This is a genomic window from Rhodococcus sp. ACS1, assembly GCF_002300155.1.
GTDB lineage: Bacteria > Actinomycetota > Actinomycetes > Mycobacteriales > Mycobacteriaceae > Rhodococcus_F > Rhodococcus_F koreensis.
On record NZ_NSDZ01000013.1, the window covers coordinates 144,033 to 168,876 of the forward strand.

Annotated in this window: 19 protein-coding genes; 13 read left to right on the plus strand and 6 right to left on the minus strand. The window is 62.3% G+C overall.

Translation table 11 applies throughout. From position 1 onward, the window contains the following. Positions 1 to 22: 22 nt before the first annotated feature. Together CJ179_RS46955 and CJ179_RS46960 are read right to left on the minus strand one after the other, a co-directional pair. Positions 23 to 1,378: an MFS transporter gene (locus tag CJ179_RS46955; RefSeq protein ID WP_095866029.1), complete on the minus strand. Its 1,356-nt coding sequence runs from the start codon at positions 1,376 to 1,378 to the stop codon at positions 23 to 25. A 383-nt stretch (positions 1,379 to 1,761) separates the two neighbouring features. Continuing rightward, positions 1,762 to 2,871 (minus strand): NDMA-dependent alcohol dehydrogenase, encoded by a 1,110-nt coding sequence (locus CJ179_RS46960; RefSeq protein ID WP_095866030.1) that lies wholly within the window; start codon positions 2,869 to 2,871, stop codon positions 1,762 to 1,764. A 621-nt stretch (positions 2,872 to 3,492) separates the two neighbouring features. Between CJ179_RS46960 and CJ179_RS46965 the strand changes: the two genes are divergently transcribed. Next, positions 3,493 to 3,741, plus strand: a complete 249-nt coding sequence (locus CJ179_RS46965) for a hypothetical protein (protein WP_257016258.1) — start codon at positions 3,493 to 3,495, stop codon at positions 3,739 to 3,741. A gap of 418 nt (positions 3,742 to 4,159) precedes the next feature. Here the strand turns inward: CJ179_RS46965 and CJ179_RS46970 are convergent, their stop codons facing one another. Beyond that, a complete protein-coding gene (locus tag CJ179_RS46970) occupies positions 4,160 to 4,999 on the minus strand; it encodes an oxidoreductase (RefSeq protein ID WP_095866031.1) in 840 nt (279 codons plus the stop codon). 690 nt (positions 5,000 to 5,689) lie between these two features. Between CJ179_RS46970 and CJ179_RS46975 the strand changes: the two genes are divergently transcribed. Next, entirely contained in the window at positions 5,690 to 7,138 is a 1,449-nt protein-coding gene (locus CJ179_RS46975; RefSeq protein ID WP_095866032.1) for an IS1380 family transposase, read from the plus strand. Positions 7,139 to 7,263: 125 nt separating this feature from the next. Here the strand turns inward: CJ179_RS46975 and CJ179_RS46980 are convergent, their stop codons facing one another. Further along, positions 7,264 to 8,196: an aldo/keto reductase gene (locus CJ179_RS46980; RefSeq protein WP_095866033.1), complete on the minus strand. Its 933-nt coding sequence runs from the start codon at positions 8,194 to 8,196 to the stop codon at positions 7,264 to 7,266. Positions 8,197 to 8,931: 735 nt separating this feature from the next. Between CJ179_RS46980 and CJ179_RS46985 the strand changes: the two genes are divergently transcribed. The 5 genes from CJ179_RS46985 to CJ179_RS47005 all read left to right on the plus strand — a co-directional run bounded on the left by CJ179_RS46985 (position 8,932) and on the right by CJ179_RS47005 (position 14,560). Continuing rightward, a complete protein-coding gene (locus tag CJ179_RS46985) occupies positions 8,932 to 9,969 on the plus strand; it encodes an ABC transporter substrate-binding protein (protein WP_095866034.1) in 1,038 nt (345 codons plus the stop codon). Between the two features lie 283 nt (positions 9,970 to 10,252). Further along, positions 10,253 to 11,320, plus strand: coding sequence for an ABC transporter ATP-binding protein (locus tag CJ179_RS46990; protein WP_218834934.1), 1,068 nt, complete (start codon positions 10,253 to 10,255; stop codon positions 11,318 to 11,320). Positions 11,321 to 11,348: 28 nt separating this feature from the next. Then, positions 11,349 to 13,097: an iron ABC transporter permease gene (locus CJ179_RS46995; RefSeq protein ID WP_095866036.1), complete on the plus strand. Its 1,749-nt coding sequence runs from the start codon at positions 11,349 to 11,351 to the stop codon at positions 13,095 to 13,097. Between the two features lie 286 nt (positions 13,098 to 13,383). Next, the gene (locus CJ179_RS47000; RefSeq protein ID WP_179377919.1) at positions 13,384 to 13,893 is read left to right on the plus strand and encodes a nuclear transport factor 2 family protein; all 510 of its coding nucleotides are present in this window, start codon (positions 13,384 to 13,386) and stop codon (positions 13,891 to 13,893) included. Between the two features lie 178 nt (positions 13,894 to 14,071). Next, complete coding sequence (locus tag CJ179_RS47005) at positions 14,072 to 14,560, plus strand: nuclear transport factor 2 family protein (RefSeq protein WP_179377920.1); 489 nt, start codon at positions 14,072 to 14,074, stop codon at positions 14,558 to 14,560. Between the two features lie 169 nt (positions 14,561 to 14,729). On the opposite strand, the gene CJ179_RS47010 is transcribed toward CJ179_RS47005, so the two are convergent. Together CJ179_RS47010 and CJ179_RS47015 are read right to left on the minus strand one after the other, a co-directional pair. Further along, positions 14,730 to 16,313, minus strand: a complete 1,584-nt coding sequence (locus tag CJ179_RS47010; RefSeq protein WP_095866039.1) for an ISL3 family transposase — start codon at positions 16,311 to 16,313, stop codon at positions 14,730 to 14,732. A gap of 390 nt (positions 16,314 to 16,703) precedes the next feature. Then, positions 16,704 to 17,411, minus strand: coding sequence for an IS6 family transposase (locus CJ179_RS47015; RefSeq protein WP_095866040.1), 708 nt, complete (start codon positions 17,409 to 17,411; stop codon positions 16,704 to 16,706). Between the two features lie 977 nt (positions 17,412 to 18,388). On the opposite strand from CJ179_RS47015, the gene CJ179_RS47020 reads away from it, so the two are divergent. From CJ179_RS47020 to CJ179_RS47045, 6 genes are read left to right on the plus strand one after another with little or no spacing between them, the layout of a single operon-like run. Beyond that, positions 18,389 to 19,507: a thiamine pyrophosphate-dependent enzyme gene (locus tag CJ179_RS47020; RefSeq protein ID WP_218834935.1), complete on the plus strand. Its 1,119-nt coding sequence runs from the start codon at positions 18,389 to 18,391 to the stop codon at positions 19,505 to 19,507. After that, the gene (locus CJ179_RS47025) at positions 19,504 to 20,523 is read left to right on the plus strand and encodes an alpha-ketoacid dehydrogenase subunit beta (RefSeq protein WP_095866041.1); all 1,020 of its coding nucleotides are present in this window, start codon (positions 19,504 to 19,506) and stop codon (positions 20,521 to 20,523) included. Before CJ179_RS47020 ends, CJ179_RS47025 begins: the two co-directional genes overlap by 4 nt. Before the next feature lie 45 nt (positions 20,524 to 20,568). Beyond that, positions 20,569 to 21,897 (plus strand): dihydrolipoamide acetyltransferase family protein, encoded by a 1,329-nt coding sequence (locus CJ179_RS47030; protein WP_095866042.1) that lies wholly within the window; start codon positions 20,569 to 20,571, stop codon positions 21,895 to 21,897. A gap of 43 nt (positions 21,898 to 21,940) precedes the next feature. After that, positions 21,941 to 23,323, plus strand: coding sequence for a dihydrolipoyl dehydrogenase (gene lpdA / locus CJ179_RS47035; protein ID WP_095866043.1), 1,383 nt, complete (start codon positions 21,941 to 21,943; stop codon positions 23,321 to 23,323). A gap of 52 nt (positions 23,324 to 23,375) precedes the next feature. Then, positions 23,376 to 23,597, plus strand: coding sequence for a ferredoxin (locus CJ179_RS47040; RefSeq protein ID WP_095866044.1), 222 nt, complete (start codon positions 23,376 to 23,378; stop codon positions 23,595 to 23,597). A gap of 7 nt (positions 23,598 to 23,604) precedes the next feature. Beyond that, complete coding sequence (locus tag CJ179_RS47045; protein WP_095866045.1) at positions 23,605 to 24,807, plus strand: cytochrome P450; 1,203 nt, start codon at positions 23,605 to 23,607, stop codon at positions 24,805 to 24,807. Positions 24,808 to 24,844 lie beyond the last annotated feature (37 nt).

Consider the following 24,844-nt stretch of genomic DNA (forward strand, 5'->3'; position numbering starts at 1 on the left):
TTCGTTCACCGGCCGGTGTGGGTCAGTTCTTCTCGCTGTCGGCTGCGGAGCTTATTCCAATGTCCGCGATCGGGGTAAAGGCGGTCTCTTTGGCTGTAATGCAGGCGATTAGAGCCCCTGCACACAGAACCACTTCGATTGCAATCGCGAAGGGCCAATTAGCCGGGTCATTTCCGACCAGCCAGAATCCGATGGAGGGTGCGAACCCGTAGACGAGCCCAGAAATCTGCATGCTGATGGCGAGCCCGCTGTAGCGCACACGAACAGGGAACTGCTCGGCAAACAGCGCCATCGTGCTTCCGTTGCCGATGCTGTAACTGATGCCGTAGACGAGGATTGCTGCGACAACAATTGCTGCAGTGTTACCAGACGACAGGCTCCACATATAGAGAATAAACGCGAGGATGCATCCGGATGCGCCTGAACTGAACACACGCTTGCGACCGAACCAGTCTGAGAGCCAGCCTCCAAACGGCACGGTGACAAGCGAAAGCACACTGATGCACAAGAGTAGCGAGAGCATCATGGCGTCGGATGCCCCAGTGAGTCGGGTTGCGTATGCGAGGCCGAACACGGTAACCATCACGTGCGTCCCCTGGAAGAGTCCAAGCGCACCGACCCGGAGAACCGCACCCTTGTGATGTGCCGCGAGTTCGCGCAGCGGAGGTCGGCGAACGGACGCCGAATCCTCGACCTTTCCTTCTTCGAAGACCTTTGGTTCCTCAAGCCGCCGGCGGATGATGAAGGCAGCGATGATCAGAACGATGCTCAGCAGGAACGGCAGTCGCCAGCCCCAGGTGAGAAGCTGCCGTTCCGGCAGCGCTGCAACTGGGATGAACACCAGCGTTGCGAGAATGAAGCCAGTCAGATTACCTGTTTGGATCCAACTCGAATTGAATGCCCGACTCGACTCTCCGGAGGCCTCGACTACGAGGCTGCTCGCACCTGCTGTCTCGCCTGCAGCTGAAAGCCCCTGAAGCATGAGCATCATTGTGAGGAGGATGGGTGCAGCTACGCCAATTGTGGCGTACGAGGGTATGAACCCGATGGCGAGCGTCGACCCTCCCATCAACAGGAGCGTCAGCACCAGAATCTGTTTGCGAGACATCTTGTCGCCGAAATGCCCCCACACCAAGGCGCCCAGTGGGCGAACCAACCACGAGACACCTAGGGTGCCCAGCGAAATCAACAGAGACAGATCACCCGCTCCTGCGAAAAATACCTTGTCGAACACCAAGGTCGCGGCGGACGCGTAGATGAAGAAGTCATAGTACTCAAGTGTGCTGCCGATGTATCCGGCCAGCGCGGCACGCCGACTCTGATCTCGGACTTTTGAGACGTGAGGAGCAGCGCCGAGCGCTGACGAACTTGTCGACATACTTTTCTCCTGGAAGCGGTGTGTTGAGGGGAACGAATGGCTGTCAGCAGCCCAGCCCTTGATACGCAGGCGCGATTGGGATGCCTACAACCGTCCAACCTGCTCGCCACCGCCAAAGGGTGGTGTCAACTTGACGCATGCGGCTTCCTACGCTCCCGAGATCTATCAGCGTGACGCCAGCGCGGTCCGGGCGCAGCCCCTCCACCTTCGTAAACCTCGTCGCCGAACAACTCCGATCGGCTCAGATCAGCATCGTGTGGCTAGTTCCTTGTCAGGCCCAGGTTCCGTGAACGAAGTAATGGTCGCTGGCGGAGCCACCCTGACCCGCAAGCGATCTCGATCCCACCGGCCTCGTCCGCACTCGCGCCCTGCGATCCAATAAGTCAGTGATCGATGGTGAGCACGCCGCGGATATTTCTTCCGGCGAGCAGATCGTCGTATCCCTGGTTTACTTCCTCGAGCGGATAGCGATTGGTGATCAGTTCGTCAAGCCGCAAGTCTCCGTTCTGGTAAAGTTTCACGATCTTCTTGATGTCGGAATGTGGGGCACCAGAACCAAACAGACTTCCGACCACACGCTTTTCATACAGAGTCAGTTCCAGGCTAGGGATCTGCAACTTCGTCGCGGGGTTGGCCAACGCAGTCACCACGACGGTGCCACCCTTGCGAACGAGCGCGAACGCGTCGGTGACGACTTCTGGCTCGACCAAGCTGACCGTCACGATGCACGCGTCGGCGCCCTGACCACGCGTCTCACTCCACACGAACTCGTGCGCCTCAACGGCTGTAGCGAAGGCGTGCGTGGCGCCGAGTTTCAAGGCCATCTCGCGTTTGAACGCCACCGGATCAACAGCGACGACCATCTCCGCTCCAGCGTGACTCGCACCTTGTACCGCGTTGATTCCTATGCCACCGACCCCGTAGACGACAGTGGTGTCCCCCGGCCTCGTATCGGCGGCGTACACAGCCGATCCCCATCCGGTCGGCACACCGCACGCCGCGATAGCGACAACGTCGAGCGGCACGTCTCGTTCGACCACAACGACCGAGGACTGCGGAATGACGTTCCACTGCGAGAAAGTTCCCAAGAGATCAACGCCTCCGAGTCCTTGACCTCGCGCGTGCAAACGCTGCGTTCCGTCGAGCATGGTTCCCTGCATCAGGAAGGCTCCGTTGTCACAGATGTTCGACTTCCCCATCAGGCAGAACCGGCAGCGTCCACAGTGCGGCATCCAGGAAGTGATGAAGTGATCCCCGGGCTTGATTTGGGTTACCCCAGGTCCAACCTCCTCTACGACACCAGCGCCCTCATGCCCTCCTACTATTGGAGGTTCGACCGATATGTCGCCGTGTCGGAGATGCTCATCGGAGTGGCACAGCCCGGCGTAGTCATAACGGACCAGGACCTCGCCCTCCTTGGGCGGGTCGAGTTCCAACTCCGTAATTTCGAAGTTTCCTGCGTTCCGCCACATCACAGCAGCCTTTGTCTTCACTGACAGATTCCTTCCGATTCCATTCAGGCCAGGCCCGCGCATCTGACCGAAGGAGGCCTTTGCCGCCCGACGTGTCGACCCCATCGGCCGGCAGCGCCTGGTAAAACGTTTTTGCACATACGGAACCTACAAGTGACTGATGTCATACGCAAGCGGTAATTGCCAGGTTCGACGCACGATGCGATCGTTATGTGAACCGCCAGAGGCCGAGAATGCGCTGCGAAACCGGCGAACCAAGACCAGACGCACCACCGCCCACCGGCACCGATCCGCACGCGCGGCCCCGGCATGCCGCGATCGCGCACCTCGCGAGGAGGCACCCGAACTGCTACCGCTGCGTGCCGGGACGTCCTCGCCGTCAACGCCTCCAGGGCCGCCGCGGTGCGAGCCACACACTGCTGGTCGCCCCAGTGCCCATCTCCTCGTCGCGAAAACGGACACGACTCGAGTCCGCGGCGCTTCGCCGTCGACGGACCGAGCCCGTCGTGCAGCCGGACGCGCAGAAACGGTGGAGTGCCGCAACCCTTCCGCGACCCTGCCCGCGTCGCTGCCCGGACTGTGGGAGTCCGTAGGTGGGGCGGATTCGGCGTGATGCGGGCCAGTCTCGGTCCCCGCGGGAGTATGATCGGACCATTCGAAACTGTCGACCTCAACACCCGCGGTGGCATCGAAGAGCACGCCCGCAGGCTCGGGCCCGCATACGAACGGATGGGAGCCGAGCGGGGTCAGCACGACCAGTGGACACCCGGGCTGGTCGCCGAAGCCGCACTGCAACGGCGCACGCTGCTTCCGTTGTCGGACTGGGAAGCTCGGGTCCGGTGGCGGGACGAGTCGGCGCGTTCGGTGCCTATGGGTGCCCGGAATGAGTGACCCGCCGGGCCGCTCGGCGATGGTCGCGATGTCGTCGACCAGCAGCGGAGCGCGCGGGCTGCGGGGCCGATTCCCGTTGATGTGTAGTTACGGCGGATCCGAACAGGGTCGAGCGCTCGCTACGGATGGATGTCGGCCTGCGAGACGGAAGTCGGGCCGGGGATGCACCCGGTGCCGGCCGGGCACGGGTGGAATTCGATCGCGCATCTCAATGACTATGACGGTAATCTTGATGAAAGGCCGTTCACGCGGGAGGAGTTGCAGAGGTTCTTCGACTCGGCAGAGCCGACGGGCACCCCTTTCTCATTTCTCTTTGTACCAGGTTTGGTTCTGCATCTCAGCGGGTCGATCTGGCTTCATGGGCCGCAATACACTCGGAGTGTCCGTTGGCGTCGGTGGAATCCTCCTGTGTGCTTGATCAAGTGAGCTCGTCGAACTCCGTGCTCAGTGTGACGTGTCGCCATGCCGCGAGGTCGGCCGCGACGTCGCCGAGCTTTTTCTCCATTCGTTCCGCCGCGGTTGTTCCAAGCACCAACCGCAGTGGCGGTCGGGGCAGCGTGGCTAAAGACACGATGGCGGCAGCGGCCTTGAGTGGGTCACCCACTTGCTGATGATTACCTAGAAGGACACGCTTGCGGAAGGCGCCTGAGGTGCCCGTGTAATCGTCGATGACGGTGCTGGCGAATACCATTGAGCTGGGGTCGAAGAAGTCAGTGCGGAATCCTCCTGGCTCGACCAGCGTGACGTCCACGCCAAGTGGCGTTAGTTCGGCTTGGAGGGACTCACTAATTCCCTCGACCGCAAACTTGGTGGCGCAGTAAATACCACCGCCCGCGCCGGCGATGAAGCCGCCGATGGAGCTGATGTTGATGATAAGTCCGGAGCGTTGGCTTCTGAAGACGGGAAGCGCGGCTCGAGTGACGTTCAGGAGTCCGAACACGTTAACCTCGAAGGTCGCGCGCACCTCGTCGTCAGAGGACTCTTCGATAGCTCCCGCGAAACCGCGTCCAGCGTTGTTGACCAAGACATCGATGCGACCGAACTTTGCGACAGCTTGCGCGACCGCACTATTGGATTCGGCCTCGCTGGTCACGTCCAACTCGACCATGTGCAGGTTTTCGGCGTCTGTTCCCAAGCCTTTCTCGATCAGACTTAGGTCGCGAGCCGTGGCGACGACTGCATCCCCCTGTTCGAGCGCTAGGCGCGCGATGTGAAAACCGAACCCGCGAGATGCGCCAGTAATGAACCAGACCCGCATGAAGAGCCTCCTACCAAATATGGATCTGCCAAGTGAACGTTTCGAGGGTCATGACGCCCCCGACGGGCGGCCTCGAACGCGTGGCCCGGGGTACTGATCTCGGTCCTCGGTCCGCCTGTACCAGTGCCGTGAATTGAACGATCCGTCCGGTACCAACACGTTGACAAAGGTGTATAGAGCTAATCGAGAGGGTCCGAATGATGTGAGATTAGCTGACGAGCCGCCTGATTCTCGAGCGCAGAGACGTACACGTGAAGGCCCCGTTCGTCCTCAAGCCACTCACTTTCCACAGCATGATTGTCGCTCATGCACTCGACCGCATGCGAGCACGAGGCGCGTCAGACTGACGCGTGTTTGTTCGTCCGCAGCTAATGTATGTCATGGCGTTGGCCACGCGCAAGAGATTCGAGTGAGGCTTGACCGCCGTGCGAAGGATGTTCAATCGATGCCAGATTAACTGCGGTGGTTAACGATCGACTCCGCGTGACCGCCGGTCAACAGGTCGACGAAATGGCCGCTGGCGATCAGCTCGTGCGGGTAACCCAAGTCGATCTTGGACGCACTACTCAGCCTGGATGCACCGATCTGGACGAGTCCGTGGGTGGGTCGTAACGGCGAAATGCCCTGTCGTAGTGGAAGAATTGAACTTCTCACAGAAACAATTCGGCCACGACGAAGGGTATCTCGTAGATGCAACTATCTCATACCCGACCCGTCGCGGCGGCGAGGTTCGACGACCCGAATCTGGTGGCGACCGCGGGACTGGTCCCGGTGATGGCATTGGCGCAGGCCAGCGGCCTGCTCACCCTCGCCGATCAGCAGCTGAGCGTGCCGACCGACAAGGGCGCCAACCCGGGCCGCAAGGTCGCCTCGCTGGTCGGGGGGATGGTCGGCGGTGCCGACAGCATCGCCGACCTGGCGATCTTGCGGCACGGGGCGATGGGAACGATATTCGACCGGCCCTACGCACCATCGACCCTGGGATCGTTCCTCCGCCAGTTCACCTTCGGACACGTCCGGCAACTCGACGCCGTCGCCTCGCGGTTCCTGAGCAACCTCGCCGAGAAGACCCCGCTGGTCACCGGCATCGACACCGGGCGAATCCTGGTCGATATCGACGACACGATCATCGAGGTCCACGGCCACGGCAAACAAGGCTCCGGATACGGCTACTCCGGCGTGCGCGGGCTCAACGCCCTCATCACCACCGTCACCACAGAGACCGCTGCGCCGGTGATCCTCACCCAACGCCTGCGCCGAGGCGCCTGCGGCTCCCCGCGCGGCGCCGCCCGCATGGTCGCCGACGCCCTGACCACCGTCGACCGGCTGCGTTCCCAGGCCCGCGGGGCGCACATTGGCTGTTCGAGCGGTGACGGCGCGTCGAAACCCCTGATTCGGTGCGATTCGGCGTTCTACGGCCATCCCACCATTGGTGCCGCGCTCCGCGCCGGCGCCGATGTGTCGGTCACCGTGCGCCTGACCTCCACCATCAAACGTGCGATCGCATCCATCGACGCCGACGAGTCCGCGTGGACGCCGATCGAGTACACCGACGCCGTCTACGACGAGGGCACCGACACCTGGATCTCGCGGGCGGAGGTCGCGGAGATACCGTTCACCGCGTTCACCTCCCAGAAGAAGGCCCACCAGATCCCCGGTCGGCTGGTGGTGCGCCGCATCCCCGACCTGCGACCGCCCAAGGACCAGGGCCAGGGCACGTTGTTCGACATCTGGCGGTTCCACGCATTCTTCACCACCACCGACCCCGACGACCTCGATACCGTCGACGCCGACAAAACCCACCGTCAGCACGCGATCGTCGAGCAGGTGCACGCGGACCTGAAGAACTCCGCACTCGCGCATCTGCCGTCGAACTCGTTCTCGGCGAACGCCGCCTGGCTCGTCGCCGCGGTGATGGCATTCAATCTCACCCGCGCCGCCGGCACCCTCACGGCTGACCCGAAGCTGACGAAAGCGACCACCGGCACCCTCCGGCGCACCCTCGTCTCGGTCCCCGCACGCATCGCTTCCTCCGCAAGACGGTTGACGCTGCACCTACCCACGCACTGGCCGTGGGAAACAGCGTGGCACAACTTGTTTGACAGCACCTTCGGTCGAAATCAGCCGATCATCACCTAACACCGGTCACACATGCCCACCCTCGATGCGAAAGACTCAGTGGAACAACCCGACACACCAGGTCGGACGATCACCCACGCCCACACCCCACCCGCTGCCACAAAACGGAATTCACAGCGACAACATCAACGAATCGGTGCATTCGGGCTCAGTAACTCGAACTCGTCCTGCTCGAGCACCACGTCCATGGCAGACAGGACATCCTCCAGTTCGAAATCTGTGGAGCAGCCCACTACCGGGATGACGCCCCCCCACTGAGACGAGAATGTCCTGAGCCACGAGATCGAGACCTGGGCTGGAGTGCAGCCGCGCTGAATGGCGACCGCACGTACGGCGGCTGCCGTTCTGCGAGCCTCGGGGGAGATGGGCTTGCCTCGCACGCTGACGTCGCCCGGCTCGTCATGGCTGGCTAGGACGCCGCCACCCAAGGGTGACCACGCAGCCACGGCCAGGTCGAGTTCCTTCGCCATGGGCAAGAACTCTCGCTCAGCCGTACGATCGATGAGGCTGTAGCGCACTTGCACGCCAATGAAGGGGTCCCACCCGCGCAATTCCGCCATTGTGATCGCGCGACTCACCTGCCAGGCTGGAGTATTGGAGACAGCCACGTACTGGACCTTCCCGGAGGAGATAAGGTCGTCCATGCCGGACAAGATCTCCCACCACTGCGTCGCGAAGTCCCATGCGTGTAGATAGAGGATGTCGATGTAGTCGGTGCCGAGTCTCATGAGGGACTCCTCCACGGTCCGCCTCAAGTTGCGCCGGCTATTTCCAGCGCGCAATGGAGACACTCCCCCTTGAAGGCTGTACTTAGTGGAGATGACAAAGTCGTCGCGGTGGACTTTCACCAGACGACCAACGGTGCGCTCGCTGTTGCCATCCGCGTACGTCGCTGCCGTGTCGATGAAATTCCCGCCCGCCTCAGCGAAACGCTCGAACAGTTTCTGCGCCATCAAGTCCGATACGCGCTCGGACTCTTTGGATGACCCGAAACCCAGGGTTCCCAGACAAAGCTCGGAGACTCGCAATCCCGAGCGTCCAAACAATTGGTAGCGCATGACGATTCCTTCCTTGACGGCGTGGGCTCACTGGTCAAGACCGTGCGATCCCGCGGGTGTGGATAGTAGGTCGGCAAAGGCCGGCGAGCTGCAGGGAACCGCATTTGGATCACCAGTTGCACGACGGTCGTCGGCGAACGGCATGATCCGCAGGTAAAACGCCGTCGATCCTGAAAGTAGTCGACCTACAACAGCGTAAGCGGCGAGGTCCCGGCGCCGTACGCGAAACTGCCTGTTCGGCCAAGGCCTCGGTGCCTTCTCTTCTCATCAACCCTGTGCGAGTCCCCGAAGAGAATCCGCCCACCAACGTCCCTGGTCATTAGAGCTAGCCCACGAACGCTCGCAAGCATGAGGTCGATTGCACATGCATTCTTGGTGGCGACTTCACAGATCCACGACATGGTAGGGGATCTAACAGGTTTCGAGACTCAATGACGCAAACGAGTGCCTACTCGCCAAATCTCCCACCTCCGCGCTCGCCCGTCTAGAGATCGAGTGGATCACCGAAAGATCCCGACGGATCCGGTTTGTTGCCGATCCACGCTAGTGGTCAGTGTGAGTTCCATCACTGTGTTGACGGTTACATTGGCGATTGCTAATCTCGCTACCTACCCGGCGAACGATCGCTCGTTTGCAGCCTCCTTTTCGCGCACGACGCTAGATCTTTCGCCACCCACGACAAGCGGCCGCCTATCGCATCCGCTAATTCCCTAACGATCCATCACCAGGAGCACCATGAAAATCAGGAAGACTAATGCAGGATTGGGTGCACTCCTTGCTCTCGCGTTGACCGTTCTCACGGCCTGCGGTTCCGGCGATTCCGAGAAAGCCGCGGTCGTCAACGGCTCCTGGGAAGACGTGGTCGCGGCGGGGAACAGTGAGGGGCAGGTCAATCTCTATACCGTCGCGCCGTCCATCCAGAGCGACCGTGTGGTCGCTGCTTTCAACCAGATGTATCCCAACATCAAGGTTAATGTCACCCGGGGGGCGGGCGAGCTCCCCGCACGTGTCGAAACCGAAATCAGTGCCGGTACTGACGGAGCCGACGTGCTGATCTACTCGGATCCCCACTTCTTCAACGACATCGCCGACAACCTGCTCGAGATCAACGGGCCCAATGTCGAGGGCTGGAAGGACGCCAACTGGCAGGTTAAGGGAAAGGTAATCATTCCCACCACGTTCCCGGTGACAATGCTCGTCTGGAACACAAACATCTTCCCGGACGGGTTCAAAAACTGGAACGACCTGCTGGCCCCTGCGGTCAAGGGGAAGCTGGCACTGAAGAGCGACGTCACCACGTCGTACGCCGCCATGATCGACTTCATGGAACGTGAACTGGGGCCTGACTATCTGAAGTCGCTCGGCCAACAGGATCCGAAATATTACCCCTCCTCGATCCCGATGAACCAGGCGATCGCCAGCGGTGAGGTCGGCGTCACGGACCTGTCGACGCCGTCCATTGTCAAAGATCTGCAGAACCAGGGGGCTCCGGTCGCTTCCGCGAACCCGGACCCGGGCCAAGCCTCCGCGTGGGCAGCTGGGGCCATCGCCACTTCCAAGCGTCCGAACGCCGCCCGCGTGTTCACGGACTTCCTGATGTCGAGGGAGGGCCAGACTGCCATCAACGCAGATGGGTTCGGCGCCGCCGGCCGCGATGGCATCGAGGGAAGCCTCGACCTCGCGGGCTGGGAATTGTTTGACTCCACCGTGTATGCGCCCGAGAAGATTCAGGAGGCGAAGGCGAAATTCGATGAGTACTTCGGCGCCGCCTGAAAGTGTGTCTACCCCGCGCTCGGCCGGAGGCCGCGCTTCCGGCCGAGGGCATTTCCCGAGTTGCTGCGCTTCCGGACGAGCCAAGTGGGCAACCCGTACACCGTGAGATGACAAATGCAATCGGCGCTCACGCGCCGTCAAGGAGGCCCCCGTGGGGAGTCAAGTGATGAACCGAAGCGCCACCGACGCGACCGAGAAGACCGAACCGGGGGCGATACGCCCCGTCCAGGTTCGTATCAGCAACCTCAACAAGACCTTCCACCGCAAGCGGGAGTCCGTCCACGTGCTCCGCGACATCACCCTGGAGATCGAAAAGGGAGAGCTGCTCGTTCTTCTCGGCCCGAGTGGTTGCGGCAAGACAACCCTCCTGCGCTGTCTGGTCGGACTCGAAAAGCCCGGCAAAGGCTCCGTGGAGCTGGGCGACAAGACCGTGGTCGACGCGGCTCGCCGCATCTTCGTACAACCCAACCGTCGTGACATCGCAATGGTATTCCAGAACTACGCGCTATGGCCGCACATGAAGATCGCCCAGAATGTCGCCTACCCGCTGAAGTCGCGACGGATGAAGAACGAGATCCAGCGAGGCCGGGTCGAGGAGGTCCTGAAGGTCGTCCAATGTGAGCACCTCGCCGACCGTTTCCCGCCGGAGTTAAGTGGTGGTCAGCAACAGCGGATCTCGCTGGCGCGCGCCCTGGCGCCGCGGCCCGCCCTGCTCCTTTTGGACGAACCGCTGAGCAACCTCGACGCCTTGCTACGCATCGAGCTGCGTGCCCAGTTGCGGATGCTGCACCGCGAGCTCGGCTTCACCGGCGTATACGTCACCCATGACCAAGAGGAGGCTCTCGCGCTGGGCACTCGGGTCGCGGTAATGAAGGAAGGCCAGTTCGAGCAAATCGGCAAGCCGAACGAGGTCTACAGTCGCCCGGCCACCGAATACGTCGCGGACTTCCTCGGGGCGCGCAACCGGCTCGAACTCCATTCGAACGGCGATGGAAGCGCCCGCGTGGGCGGTTCCACTCTCCCCGGTTTCGTACGCCCCGGCTTCAAAGGTTCCTACGCGCTTCGCATGCGGGATGGCGACATGCTGCTCCGGCCGGCCGGCACTCGCGGGGCCGGCGCGGAAGAGGGACGCTACTGGGTCACCGGGGGCGAGCTCGGCGAGGTTCTGCCCACTGGGGACCACGCCGAGCACATCGTGCGCCTGGGAGACCAGACGCTGTTCATCGACGTCCCCTCGAGGCTCGGTGCTCTGGCACCGGAGCAGGCCGTGGAGATCGGCCTGAAGCCCGCCCACGTCCTCTGCTACGACACCGACGGCCGCCTGGTCGACGACTGGGCACCGGCCCGATGAGCCGCGCGCGCGACAGGGAGATCTTCTGATGCACACCACCGACAAGCCTACGGCGACCATCGCGGGCGACCCGGCTCCGACGGCCTTGCCGCACCGCCGGCGCCTCATTCCCGGTGGCGATGGCCATCAGCTGCTTTGGGTGCTGCTGACGGTCGGAGTCGCCGTCATGGTCCTCCTGCCCCTCGTCCCGCTGCAGTGGCAGGCTTGGAAGAATGGCGGCGACGGCATGCGGCGCCTTTTCGACATGCACGGCATCGGCGAGGTATTCCGTACCACACTCCTGCTTGGCTTTGGCGGCATGGCCGTCGGCCTGGTCATGGGGACGATTCTGGCGCTCTGTACTTACTCGTTGACACCGCGCCTGCGGACCGCCCTCGAGTTCCTGCCGGTGCTCCCGCTGATCATCCCCGCGGTCGCCCACGTTGTCGGTTTCGTGTTCCTGTTCTCTCCGGAAAACGGGTACGTGAACGCGTTTCTGCGGTGGACGCCGTTTTCCGGAGGGAGCAGCGGCCCGATCAACGTCTACACACTGTTCTGGATCATCTTCTACACCGGGACGCACCTCGCGGCCTTCGTCTACATGTTTGTTTACACAGGACTGAGGAACCTGGGGGCGGACTACGGCCTCGCCGCGAGAGTCAACGGCGCCGGCGGCTTTCGGGCACTGGTCACTATTACCCTGCCGCTGCTACGACCCACATTCGTTTACGCCGGAGTCGTGGTCCTGCTGCTCTCGCTCGGTCAGTTCACCGGCCCGCTGATCCTGGGACGCCGTGAGGGCATTGACGTCGTGACCACCAGGATGTACGAGGTCAGCGCCGAGTACCCGGTGGATTACGGCTTGGCCGCCGCTCTTGGCACGCCGCTGATCGTGCTGGCGCTAGTCTTGGTCTTGCTGCAGCGCAGGATGCTTGGCAACCAGAATCGGTTCGTTGGCCAGGGTGCAGCGACGATGGACAACCGGATGCTGAACCCCGTCGTGAGCTGGATCTGCGCCGCCATGGTCGGCGCCTACGTGCTGGTCGCAGCAATCCTCCCGCTTTTGGCGGTTGGCTTCGTCGCCTTCTCCCCGTTCTGGAGCGGTACCGTCGACTTCGGCGTGCTGACCTCCACCAACTTCAGTGATGTGCTCGCTGACGCAGCGGTCCGGCAATCCATCATCGTCACCCTGGTCGTCGCCGTCGTCGGGGTGCTGCTCGTGATACCTATCGGGATGCTGATCGCGCTAGGAATCTATAATAAGGACAAACTCTGGAAGCCGCTGCCAGCAATCTTGGACTTCGTGGCCAACCTACCTCTGACCGTGCCGGCCGCCCTGCTCGGCTTCGGATTCCTGTTCGCCTTCGCCAACCCCGCGATCGGTCTCTACGGCACGAAGGCCAGCCTGATCCTGGCCTATATGACAATCATGATTCCTTATTCAGTGCGCTACCAACTATCCAGTTTGGTGGCCCTGGGACGCCAAACGACGGAGGCCTCACAGGTCAGCGGCGCTGGCCCTCTGCGCACCTTCTTCCGAATCATTTTGCCGCTCTCGCGAACAGGCATAGCGTCGTCGGCTGCCATCATGTTCGTCCTGCTGACCCACGAATTCGGAGTCTCCCTGTTACTCCGGGCACCCGGCGTGAACGTAATGTCGGTAGTCCTCTACGACCAGTACAACGGCGGGTCCTACCCCCGGGTCGCGGTCATCGCCCTCATCATGACCCTGATGACCAGCCTCGGAGTCGCAGCAGCGATGTTCTTCGGAGGCCGTCGAGCACTGGAGAAACTGTGACATCTGGCGGTCCTGCCGGACCGCCAGACGATCTCGGACTATTTGATGCTCTGCACCCGAGGGCTGGATCGGGGCTGGATTACAGGGTCGAAATCATTCATGGCTGCGCTCACTAACACATCGGCATACGCGTGCTGCTGCCGAGCCGAAAGCTCTTGTCCGCATTCTGTGGCTTCGAACGTGGCCTTGGCGGCCGATCTTGTTATTCGTTTTTCTCATCCGAAATGAAGCTTGGTCGTCAACGAGTCGGCCGACTGTGATTCTATGGAGGTTATTTTAAATGCCCATGACTGCACTCGACTATGAAGAAATTCGTCAGCTTATAGCGCGGTATTCCCACGCTCTGGACTTCCAGGACCTAGAGACTTTCGCCAATTTGTTCACGCCGGACGGATCGTTTAATTCGAATGCAGTTCGACCCGGCGTCGCGGGCACTCACACTGGTTCGGATGAGTTGCGCGCGTTCGCAGCCGCTTCAGGCACTCACGCGGCTGGGCATACGCGTCATACCTCAAATAGTGTCTTGATCGAGGGCGACGGGGTGACAGCTCGCGCTAGTTCGTACTGCTTGATTACTCACGACTACGGCGTGCCCGATAAAGGCACCAAAGGGCCATTCTCCGGAATCAGCCGCACCGGGCTGTATATCGATGAGCTAGTCAAACTTGATGATCGTTGGCACTTCAAGTCTCGAACTTTCCGGTATGACGGAGACGAAGAGGCGCTTTCGCGCAGCGGCAAGGCGCTGCCTGCGGGTCGGTCGTTCGGAAGCTATGAGGTCAAGCTCATGTCGTGATTATCGGAGTTATGAGCGGCCGTGACGATCGCGCGTTCTCGTCTGCGTTTAGGCGAATTGGCCGATCCATTTTGTCGTGAAGGAATGACACTGATGAAATATTGGCCAAGCGTGATCTGATCGCCTAATCCGACTTTTGATCCTGTTTCAATTCCTGGAGGTACAGATACATATGGCAATGACTGCACTCGACTACGAAGAGATCCGTCAACTTATCGCACGCTATTCACACGCCATTGATTTCCAAGATCTCGATACATTCGTCAAACTGTTTGCACCGGACGGATCGTTTATATCGGACTCGGTCAGGCCGGGTGTGATGGGAACGCATACGGGACCCGATGAGTTGCGCGCTTTCGCTACTGCGGTTGGGGCCAACGCGCTCGGCCACAGCCGGCACAACACCAGCAGTACCTTGATTGAGGGCGACGGGAAGGCCGCAAGGTCTACGACATACTGCCTGTCAACGCATGACTACGGAATCCCGGATAAGGGGACTAAGGGTCCGTTGGCGGGTATCAGTCGAACAGGAATCTACATGGACGAATTAGTCAAGCTGAATGGTCGGTGGCATTTCAAAACACGCAAGTATCGATACGACGGGGATCCCAAGACCGCTCCGCGCAGCGGTGACCCGCTTGATATCGGTCGCTCTTTCGATTCCTAGTGTCGCGTGAATGAGGTTTCTTTACCTCGAGTGGCGTGCCGGGATGATCTCGTCTGCGGTCTTGGTCCAGGTGAACGGTTGGCAGTCGGTATTCCAGTTGTCGATGAATGCCCGTGGCCATGGAAAAGTGGATCTGGCGCAAATTTCGTGATTACTATGGGGCGCTTGATCATCCGGCATGTATGACGCGTTTGCGGAGTAGGTCGAAGTTGGCTCGCCCGTACATCTGCCGTTTGAGCATCTTGATCCTGTTCACGTGCCCCTCGACAGCGCCGGAACTGTGCGGCAGTGTCAGCCCGGCGGTGACGGCATCGAGATCGCGGACCAAGCCTGCAGCAAACGACCGAAGTGCCGGTGATCCTTCTCGCCGGGTGCGGCCGATCCAGGCGTTCAGGTCGTGGCCGCGCCGATCCACCATGATCTCGGCGAAGTCCCGGACGAGTCGTCCTGTGGTGGCGAGCGCGGGGCTGCGCGCCAGCAGCGCGTCGCGCCCGGCCCGGTCCTCGTCGGTGAGCCGGTCCGGTCGTCGGGTCAGCCACCCGGTGACCTGCCGGACGCTGGGCGCTGCCGGCATCGACGGCGGTGCGGTGTGGGCGGCGCGCAGTGGCTGCAGGAATCGGCGCACGGTCTTGGCGCTGCCGCGGTAGCCAAGTTCGGTGATCTCACGTGTGAGGACTGCCGCGTCAACACATCCGGCTGCGACGCGTTCACCCAGGTAGGGTGCGTATTCGTCGAGCAGACTGCGGCCGGTCCGCGTCGTTGGCAGCAGGTCTTGGACATCGGCGGCGCGAGCGAAGCGCCGGACCGTCTTACGGTCGAGCGGCAGCGTCCGGGAGATATACGAGATCGTTCTTCCCATTGAGAGCAACTCGTGGACGGCGGCGTGACGTTCCCGGGTCCGGGTGGCCAGGCGACTGTCGGCCAGGCCACTTTCGGTCGGGTCGATAGTCGCGGAGGGTTTGTCGATTCCGTCGTTGGTGCTCGTGGTCTCGGTGGGTGGGCGCAGGTCGGCGCGGTGGCGGATTACCGTCTTCTCCACCGCACCGGCGAGGTTGTGCCACAGGTGCCAGCGGTCGGCGACCTGGATCGCGTCCGGGGCACCGGTGCGGACGCCTTCGGCGTACGCCCCGGCACGATCTCGGCAGACCACCTCGATCTCGGGATGGCCGCGCAGCCAGGTGGCGACGGAGCCGGCGGTGCGGTCGGGCAGCAGCTCGATCGGTGTTCGTGTCTTCATGTCCACCACGACTGTGCCGTAAACGTGGCCTCGGCGGAGTGCGAAGTCGTCGATACCGATGACGGGCACCTCACCGATGGGTCGGTCGGGTATCGACCGCACTGCTCGCAGCAGTGTGTCCCGGCCGACGGCGACTCCGAGTCGGCCGGAAAGTCGGGCGCCGGCCCGGCCTGCCGCCGCCAGGCCGATCGCTTCGATCATCGCCGTCCCCGCCGGTGTTCGCCGACTCCACCGCTCGGTCAACCCCGCGATCTGCTCGGCGAAAGTCCTTGCCCCGCAGTCAGTAGTGTCGCAGAAGAACCGGCGGGCCCGGACATCGATCAGGACCGGGTGCCCACCGATCGCGGTGTCGGCCAACTGTCGGCGATACCGCGAATGCACACGAGCGGCTTCACCGCCGCACCGTGGGCACCACGCTCGGTCACCTCGGGGACGGGCCTCGATCCGGATCGTCGACCCGACTCGCCAAACACCGACAACATCGATACCTGCCAGATGCGGGAGCAGGACCCGCACACCCTCTTCAGCGCACCCGGAGAATCCTCACCCGACCTCTCCGATGCAGGTCAGTGACACGCCAAGCGGCTTCACGAAATTTGCGCCAGATCCGGAAAAGTCCCTACTGGTGGCCAGGTGCGTTCCCTGCTGGTGGCGGCGTAGAGTTCCCCGCTCGTCGTGTCGAGCGGAGCTGTGAGCCCTGTGCGGTGACAGTGGCGGTCCCAACCAATCACCGCACCGCACAGGGGAGCTCCATGTTGTCAGCGAGGGAACGAATGGTCATGGACATCATTGCCGTCAACCAGCTGGTAGGGACGTATCGAGGGCACTGTCACGTTAACTGAAATCGCGAACGGTACAATCGGTTTGAGTTCAGAGCGAGTCTAATGCTGTGGTCTGCTCCGCCGTTCAGGCGGCCATTGTTGCGGTCACCTCGTTCCAGACCCGGAATCGGTCGGCCATCTCTTCGCGCCATCGGGTCACCGACAGCCGGTGCCGGCGGGGCCGGAAATGCGATGAGATCCCGCTGAACGCGGCGAGGAATCGTTGCGCGTGCCGAACTGATGTGAAGCGTTTCATCGCGCGCTCGCGTTGCCGGGTCGGCTGATGCGAGTTCTCGGCGCGGTTGTTCAGGTATTTCGACCGACGGTGCTCGACCGACGCCATCGTCTCGCGGTGCGCCACCTCGTAGCTGGCCAGCTTATCGGTAACAATCACCCTCGGCACGTACCGCAAACCCTTAAGCAGCTTGCGGAAGAACCGCGTGGCCGCCTTCGCATTCCGGCGTGACTGGACCAGTACGTCGAGGACGTTGCCGTTCTGGTCGACCGCCCGCCACAGATAATGCTGCGTGCCGTTGATGCGGACGAACACTTCATCGAGATGCCATTTATCGCCGGGCCGAGGCCGGCGGCGGCGCAACTCGTTCGCGTAGGCCTGCCCGAACTTGTGACACCAGCGCCGGATTGTCTCGTAGGACACCACGACACCGCGGCGCAGCATCAGCTCCTCGACCTCACGGAAGCTCAACCCGAACCGGAAGTACAACCACACGCACTCGTCGATGATCTCCACCGGGTAGCGGTGGCGCTTGAACGACGGCATTGCGCTGGTCATCCCACGAATCTTGCCACCGAACGCATCCTCGTTAATGTGACAGTGCCATCGACACCCATCTGCCCCGCCACCCAACCCCGCAGCGCATCATGAAGGCTCACGGGCAATCATCACCTTCACGAACCGAATACCCACCGGACCGGAACCTACTCACCCGCCCCCGGGCGGCACCACATCCTCCTCGGCAGTAGCTCGCCCTCAGCAGCCGACTCCCCCGAGATCATACAAAGACCCTGCCCGAGTGCAGCAAGAGTCCGCCTTCACCACTCCGGCACTCCGGCACACACGCCGATTCGTAAAGCTCAATCTCGCAGTGTGATTGACGAGTAGACCAGGGGGACGACAAGTTCAGCCCCCACCGTGGACGGCCTGGGTAAGCGACGAAGTATCGGCACCGTCGGTATCGGCACCGTCGCCAGGATCGGCGTGACGCCGATTCTCGAGAAAGTGTTCTGAAAATGTCACGCCGCACGGCCCGACCACCACGGGCGTCGTCCGCGTGCGAGGGCGAGTCGTCGGGTCATCAATCCGATCATTGCCCATTTGATCATCGCCTCCCCATGCCCGCTCCACCGCCCCCAGCGAACTTCGAGGACCCGACCATCCAGGTCACAGACCTGCTGGTCAACAACGACGGCACCCTGGATACAAACCCACCGCACGGCGCAACCTTATCCACCTCATCGAGAAGTTGTGGCGCCATTTAGCGGCCGTCTTTCCAACTAAAGAGCGCAGATATTGCCACTCGCACCAGCCCGCCATAGCGTCCTCAGAAGAACGAAATCGGCCGCCCCGCCGATGCCCACGATCCAGAGGTCAGCCGATGCTCGAATATCAATTGATCGTCACCGTCAGTTCAAGCCGGAAGGCGCTAGGCCGATTTTTAACCTGCTGCTGCCCTTGGACATTCGTCACCATCGGTGCTCATCGACCCCAGCATCGTACCCTGCACAGCACTTCTCGACCAGGAGGACACTATGACCGCACTGATCAGTCGGCTTGAAGCACCCGGTTTCGGCGGGGCGTCGGTAGATCTGCCCATGCAGCTGCTCGGCTCTGACGGAACATTGACCACCGACCATTCGGATGGTCAATCCAGCGCGGCGTCGCTGCGCGCCTTCTACCGCGACATGGTGCTGGCGCGCCGATTCGACAGCGAGGCTTACAATTTGCAGCGACAAGGCGAACTTGGCCTGTGGCTGTCGTGCCGAGGTCAAGAGGCGGCGCAAGTCGGCAGCATCCGCGCACTGAAGTCGTCGGACCACGTGTTCCCGTCGTATCGAGAGCAGGCCGCAGCCCTGTGTCGCGGCGTCACACCATCAGAGCTCTTGACTCAGTGGCGAGGAACGGCGCACGGCGGCTGGGATCCGCGAGCCTACCGTTTTCACATCTATTCGCTGGTTCTCGCGACCCAACTGTTGCACGCCACCGGTTACGCTCTCGGTGTCGCGGCGGACCGTCGCAAGAATCCCGAGCTCGACGAAATCGTCATGTGCTACTTCGGGGACGGCTCGGCCAGTCAAGGTGACGCAAACGAGGCATTGAACTGGGCCGCGGTGACGAACGCCCCGATTGTGTTCTTCTGCCAGAACAACCAGTGGGCCATCTCGACACCCGCCGAGGCACAGAGTCGAACCCCGCTGCACGTGCGAGCCGAAGGCTTCGGCCTCAACTCCACGCTGGTCGACGGCAACGACGTTCTGGCCGTACACGCTGCAACGACGGCTGCGGCCGATCGCGTACGGGCAGGGGGGCCGCCGGAGTTGATCGAAGCCGTCACCTACCGGATGGCAGGCCACTCCACGTCCGACGATCCGACTCGCTACCGCGACGCCGTAGAAGTCCGACTCTGGGAGGGCCGGGACCCTCTCACACGCGTTCGTCGTGTCCTCGACGAGATGGGCTGGGCAGATGACGAATTTCATACTGCCCTGGACGACGAAGCAGCCGCGTTGGCGGCAGCCACCCGCGCCGCCTGCACATCGCTGGAACCCGCTCCGCTGGAAGCAACGTTCCGCAACACCTACGTCAACGAGACCTCAGCGCTGCGAACCGCACGCGAGGAGTACATGGCATGGAGGGAATCCTTCGAATGAGCACGTCCACCCAGTCTCGACCGGCAGCAGCCCCCACAAACATCACGCTCGGAAAGGCCCTCAACGAAGGTCTCCGCCGGGCCATGGGCAACGACGACCGCGTCGTGCTCATGGGTGAGGACATCGGCTCCCTTGGAGGGGTATTCCGTGTCACCGAGGGCCTGGCGGCCGAGTTCGGCGGCGACCGCGTCATCGACACCCCACTCGCCGAATCCGGGATTGTCGGAACGGCCATCGGGATGGCTTTGCGCGGCTACCGGCCGGTCTGTGAAATCCAGTTCGACGGGTTCGTGTATCCGGCCTTCGACCAGATCGTCTCGCAACTGGCGAAGATGCGTGCCCGGTCGGGCGGGCGACTCACTGTTCCCGTCACGATCCGGATCCCCTGCGGCGGTGGTATCGGCGCCGTCGAGCACCATAGTGAGTCCAACGAAGCGTACTTTTGCCACACCGCCGGACTACGCGTCGTGGCATGCGCCAATCCCGCGGACGCGTACTGGATGATCCAGCAGGCCATCGCATGCGACGACCCGGTCATCTTCTTCGAGCCGAAACGGCGCTACTGGGACAAGGCACCGGTGATGCTGGGTCCGGTACCGGACCATGCACCCGCATTCGATCGGGCACGAGTGGCCAGAGTAGGTGGCGACGTCACAGTCGTAGCGTACGGTCCTACCGTCCGCGTGGCCCTGGATGCGGCAACGGTGGCCGAGTCCGAAGGCAGATCGCTGGAAGTGATCGACCTGAGGTCGCTCTCACCACTCGATCTCGACACCCTCGCCGCATCTGCGAGCAAAACCGGCCGCGTCGTCGTCGTCCACGAAGCGCCCACGTTCGTCGGCCTCGGCGCCGAGATCGCCGCTGCGATCACCGAGCGATGCTTCGGGGTGCTCGAGGCGCCAGTGCAGCGGGTCGGTGGTGCGAACATCCCGTACCCGCCCTCGCGTACCGAAGAACTGTATCTGCCGGGGATCGACCGCGTCCTCGACGCAGTCGACGCCGTCGCCCGATACTGAGTCGAGCCGCGGCCTGTCCGCGCCCAACCGCTGAAGGACCCAACAATGGCCCCCACCAACCAATTCGCGATGCCTGACGTCGGCGAAGGACTAACCGAAGCGGAAATCGTCACCTGGCACATCAAGCTGGGCGACGTCGTGGCGATCAACGATCCCCTGGTCGAAGTCGAGACGGCCAAGTCTCTCGTCGAACTTCCTTCGCCCTACGCAGGGGTCATCGCCGAATTGCATGCGGCAGAGGGTGACACCGTGGGGGTCGGGTCGCCCATCGTCAGTTTCGGTGAAGTGGCAGGAAGCACTGTCACGGGTCCATCCGATAACGCCACGTCTCCGCCGGTGACACCCCCTCCTAGCGAGTCCGTGGACGCACCGCGTGACGACCTCGTCGACGGGAACCAGGACGAGGACGACGTACGTCAACCGGTTCTCGTCGGCTATGGCCCGAGCCGGGCGAAAGTCGCGCGTCGTCCCCGCAAGCCCGGGTATCAGGCTCCGTCTGTCCCGTCGCCGCCGACCGGCGGTTCGCCGCGTGCGTATGCTTCGCCCCCGGTCCGGCGGCGGGCCAAGGACCTTGCCATCGATCTCGCCACGGTGTCCCCGACCGGTGAAGGTGGCCGCATCACCCACCGAGATCTCGAAGCAAACCAGTCGAAATCAGTGCTGACCGCAGCAGAACCGGCCGAGAAGCGGATCCCGATCAAGGGGGTGCGAAGGGCCACCGCGCAGGCCATGATGTCGTCGGCGTTTTCTGCTCCGCACGTGACCGAGTGGGTAACGGTCGATGTGACGGAGTCACTGGAGCTACTCGAGCAGATGCGGGCCGACCGGACTTACGCCGGTGTCAAATTGACCCCGCTGGTGCTGATACTTCGAGCCACGTTGTCGGCCTTGCGTCATCATCCCGAGATCAACGCGAAGTGGGATGCCGATGCCGGAGAGATAGTGCAGTACCGCGACGTCAATCTCGGGATCGCGGCGGCCACGCCGCGCGGACTGCTCGTGCCGAACATAAAAGCCGCACAGAGCCTCGGTACCCTCGAACTGTGCGAGAGCCTCGGCCGATTGATCGCTGATGCGCGCGAAGGCCGGACCCAGCCCGCGGACATGGCGCAGGGCACCTTCACAGTCACGAACATCGGGGTCTTCGGCGTCGACGGTGCGACCCCCATCCTCAATCCCGGTGAGGCCGGAATCCTCTGTGTCGGCCAGATTGTCAAGCGACCGTGGGAACACAACGGGGAGATCGTGCTTCGTGACCTCTGCACCTTGTCACTCTCGTTCGACCACCGGCTCGTCGATGGACAGCTCGGCAGCGAGGTGTTGGCCCACGTGGCCCGCCTGCTCAGGCGGCCCGCGCTCGCCCTCGTGAACTGAGCGCAGCATTCTACCGACACATGTATGACGAAAGTAGGTTTCCATGACCGACCACACCGCTGATCTGGTCATCCTCGGCGGCGGCTCCGGCGGCTACGCATGCGCTTTGCGCGCAGCGGAATTGGGGCTGTCGGTCGTTCTCATCGAGAAGGACAAGCTCGGTGGAACCTGCCTTCACCGCGGCTGCATACCCACCAAAGCACTACTACACGCCGCGGAAATTGCTGAGACAAGCCGGTCCGGCGCCCGGTTCGGAGTCCTGACCCACCTCGCGGGCATCGACATGACCGGAGTCAACACCTACAAGGACGGTGTTGTCGACAAGCTGCACAAGGGCCTGCAGGGGCTCGTCAAGTCCCGAAAGGTCATGCTGGTCAGCGGTACCGGCACATTCGTCGGTCCGACGTCGGTACAGGTCGACGGCGACCGCTACATCGGTCGCAATGTCGTGCTGGCCACCGGTTCGATCCCGCGGACACTGCCCGGGATCGAGATCGGGGGCCGTATCGTCACCTCGGACCAGGCGCTCGCCCTCGATGAGGTACCCGAGCGGGTGGTGGTGCTCGGGGGCGGAGTGATCGGTGTGGAGTTCGCCAGCGTCTGGAATTCTTTCGGATCGCACGTCACCGTCGTCGAGGCCTTCTCCCGCCTCCTTTCCAGCGAAGACGAGTTCACATCCAAACAAATCCAGCGGGCGTACCGTCGTCGTCAGATCGACGTCAGGACTTCGACAAAGCTCACGGAGGCACGCGCGGAGGCAGATCGTGTTGTGCTCACGTTGGAGTCGGGGGACGCACTCGAAGCCGACCTCCTGTTGGTCGCGGTCGGGCGAGCTCCCAACACGTCCGGCCACGGATACGAGGAAGCCGGCCTCGCGATGCAGCGACAGCTCGTCTCCACAGACGAACGGCTACGCACCAATCTGGACGGTGTGTATGCCGTCGGTGACATCGTCGCCGGACCGCAGTTGGCGCACCGCGGTTTTCAGGAGGGCATCTTCGTGGCCGAAGAGATCGCCGGGCGCACGCCACGGCCCATCGACCAATCAGGTATTCCTCGGGTCGCCTATTGCGAACCGGAAGCCGCCTCGGTAGGTCTGTCCGAGGCAGATGCCCGGAGCAAGTTCGGGACGGTCCATTGCGAGACCTACGACTTGAACGGCAATGGCAAGTCGCAGATCCTCGGGACCGCCGGCGCAGTCAAGCTCATCAAAGCCGGGCCTGCGGGCGAGCCGGGGCCGGTCGTGGGCATCCACATGGTCGGAGCGCGGGTCGGTGAACTCATCGGTGAGGCCCAGCTGATTTACAACTGGCAAGCCGAGGCGGACGACGTCGCGCCGCTGATCCACGCCCATCCGACTCAGAACGAGGCGCTGGGGGAAGCTTTCCTTGCTCTCGCCGGGAAGCCACTCCACAGCCACGCGTGAAGTCGTTCGAGCAACAGCGAAATAATTGAGCAACAAACAGTCAGGAGCAAATATGCATCTCGACGTGGATCTGGAGCTCTGCACCGGCCATGGCCGCTGCTACGCGTTGGAGCCGGACATCTTCGAGCCATTCGACGACGACGGGAGGGCGCGGATCTCCGATTCGGTAGAGGCATCGGACCCCGATCTGCGCGACCGACTCGTCTCAGTCGAGCGCGCGTGCCCGGAACAGGCACTCATCTGGCGTGACAATCCGCAACGAGGAACGGAGTAAGAATCCGATGAGCCTTTTCACTCATTACGATCACACCAAGCTGCCCCTCGGCGAAGATGGGACCCCCCGACAGTTCTACGAACAACTACGCGACGAGGCATTCGAGAACAACACTCCCATCGGCTGGAGTGAAGAACTAGGCGGCTTCTGGGTGGTCGTTGGCCGCGCGGAAAGCCAGGCCATCCACCGCGATGTCGAGAACTTCTCGAGTAGGCAGTCGTCTTTTCCCCTGTACGGCACGGCCACTGAGCAGCGACTGATGCTTGCGGAGAACGACCCCCCGCAGCACGAGCGGTATCGGAGCCTCGCCTCCGCCGCCTTCTCCCCGCAGCACGTCCGTACGCTCGAGCAGCAAGTTCATGACGTTGTCCATGGCCTGCTGGACGAGTTCGAAGGAAAAAACAGGATCGACGTGCGGGCGGCGCTGGCCACCCGTCTACCCGCAGCGGTCACAGCACTCATGCTCGGCGTTCCGGCCGCAGACGGAGTGATCTACCGGTCGTGGGTTGATGCGATGGCCGACAGCCATCTTCATCCAGAGGAATCCCAACGGATCCTCAGCACCATGAAGCCCTATTTCGACGACCTCATCGCCGAGAAGCGCACCAATCCCGACGGGCAGATCATGTCCAATCTGGTTCACGCTCAACTCGACGGCGACTCGCTGACCGATACGGAGCTGATGGACTTCTTCTCGATCCTGCTGATCGGTGGACTGGACAACACCGGACTGCTACTGGCAAATATCGTCTGGCATCTCGCCAAAGACGAACCTCTGCGCAAGAGGCTGACCGCCGACCGGGATCTGATCCCGACCGCCATCGAGGAGAGTCTGCGGTTCTATGCCCCCGGAAAGCCTGCGAGGATAGTGCAAAACACCGTAGAGATCGCAGGCGTGACAATGACTCCGGGGCAGGTAGTGCATTTTTGTCACCCCGCCGCCAACCGGGATCCTCGCGAGTTCGACGATCCGGATACCTTCCTGCCCGACCGTTTCCCCAACAGGCATCTGGCGTTGGGTTCGGGTATACACCGCTGCCTGGGAATGCATCTGTTGCGCCTGGAACTGACCGTCGCAGTCGAGGCGCTCTTGGAGCGGTTCCCTGACTTCTCTCTCGCAGCTAGCGAGGACATCGAATGGTCGTGCGGCCATGTCGAGGGCATCGTGGGTCTGTCGATTGAGCTTGCCGGTTCGACGCAGGTTGCCTGAGTCGGCATGCATCGACTCGTGTGCCCGTGTGGTGAAG

What these genes read in the sequence shown, in the direction of transcription:
- CJ179_RS47045 (WP_095866045.1), top strand. Translation starts at nt 23,605, where the DNA reads ATGAGCCTTTTCACTCATTACGATCACACCAAGCTGCCCCTCGGCGAA.
- CJ179_RS47000 (WP_179377919.1), top strand. Translation starts at nt 13,384, where the DNA reads ATGACTGCACTCGACTATGAAGAAATTCGTCAGCTTATAGCGCGGTAT.
- CJ179_RS47025 (WP_095866041.1), top strand. Translation starts at nt 19,504, where the DNA reads ATGAGCACGTCCACCCAGTCTCGACCGGCAGCAGCCCCCACAAACATC.
- CJ179_RS46985 (WP_095866034.1), top strand. Translation starts at nt 8,932, where the DNA reads ATGAAAATCAGGAAGACTAATGCAGGATTGGGTGCACTCCTTGCTCTC.
- CJ179_RS47020 (WP_218834935.1), top strand. Translation starts at nt 18,389, where the DNA reads ATGACCGCACTGATCAGTCGGCTTGAAGCACCCGGTTTCGGCGGGGCG.
- CJ179_RS46980 (WP_095866033.1), bottom strand. Translation starts at nt 8,196, where the DNA reads ATGCGCTACCAATTGTTTGGACGCTCGGGATTGCGAGTCTCCGAGCTT.
- CJ179_RS47030 (WP_095866042.1), top strand. Translation starts at nt 20,569, where the DNA reads ATGGCCCCCACCAACCAATTCGCGATGCCTGACGTCGGCGAAGGACTA.
- CJ179_RS46970 (WP_095866031.1), bottom strand. Translation starts at nt 4,999, where the DNA reads ATGCGGGTCTGGTTCATTACTGGCGCATCTCGCGGGTTCGGTTTTCAC.
- lpdA (WP_095866043.1), top strand. Translation starts at nt 21,941, where the DNA reads ATGACCGACCACACCGCTGATCTGGTCATCCTCGGCGGCGGCTCCGGC.
- CJ179_RS46975 (WP_095866032.1), top strand. Translation starts at nt 5,690, where the DNA reads ATGCAACTATCTCATACCCGACCCGTCGCGGCGGCGAGGTTCGACGAC.
- CJ179_RS46965 (WP_257016258.1), top strand. Translation starts at nt 3,493, where the DNA reads ATGATCGGACCATTCGAAACTGTCGACCTCAACACCCGCGGTGGCATC.
- CJ179_RS46995 (WP_095866036.1), top strand. Translation starts at nt 11,349, where the DNA reads ATGCACACCACCGACAAGCCTACGGCGACCATCGCGGGCGACCCGGCT.
- CJ179_RS46955 (WP_095866029.1), bottom strand. Translation starts at nt 1,378, where the DNA reads ATGTCGACAAGTTCGTCAGCGCTCGGCGCTGCTCCTCACGTCTCAAAA.
- CJ179_RS47015 (WP_095866040.1), bottom strand. Translation starts at nt 17,411, where the DNA reads ATGACCAGCGCAATGCCGTCGTTCAAGCGCCACCGCTACCCGGTGGAG.
- CJ179_RS47005 (WP_179377920.1), top strand. Translation starts at nt 14,072, where the DNA reads ATGACTGCACTCGACTACGAAGAGATCCGTCAACTTATCGCACGCTAT.
- CJ179_RS47040 (WP_095866044.1), top strand. Translation starts at nt 23,376, where the DNA reads ATGCATCTCGACGTGGATCTGGAGCTCTGCACCGGCCATGGCCGCTGC.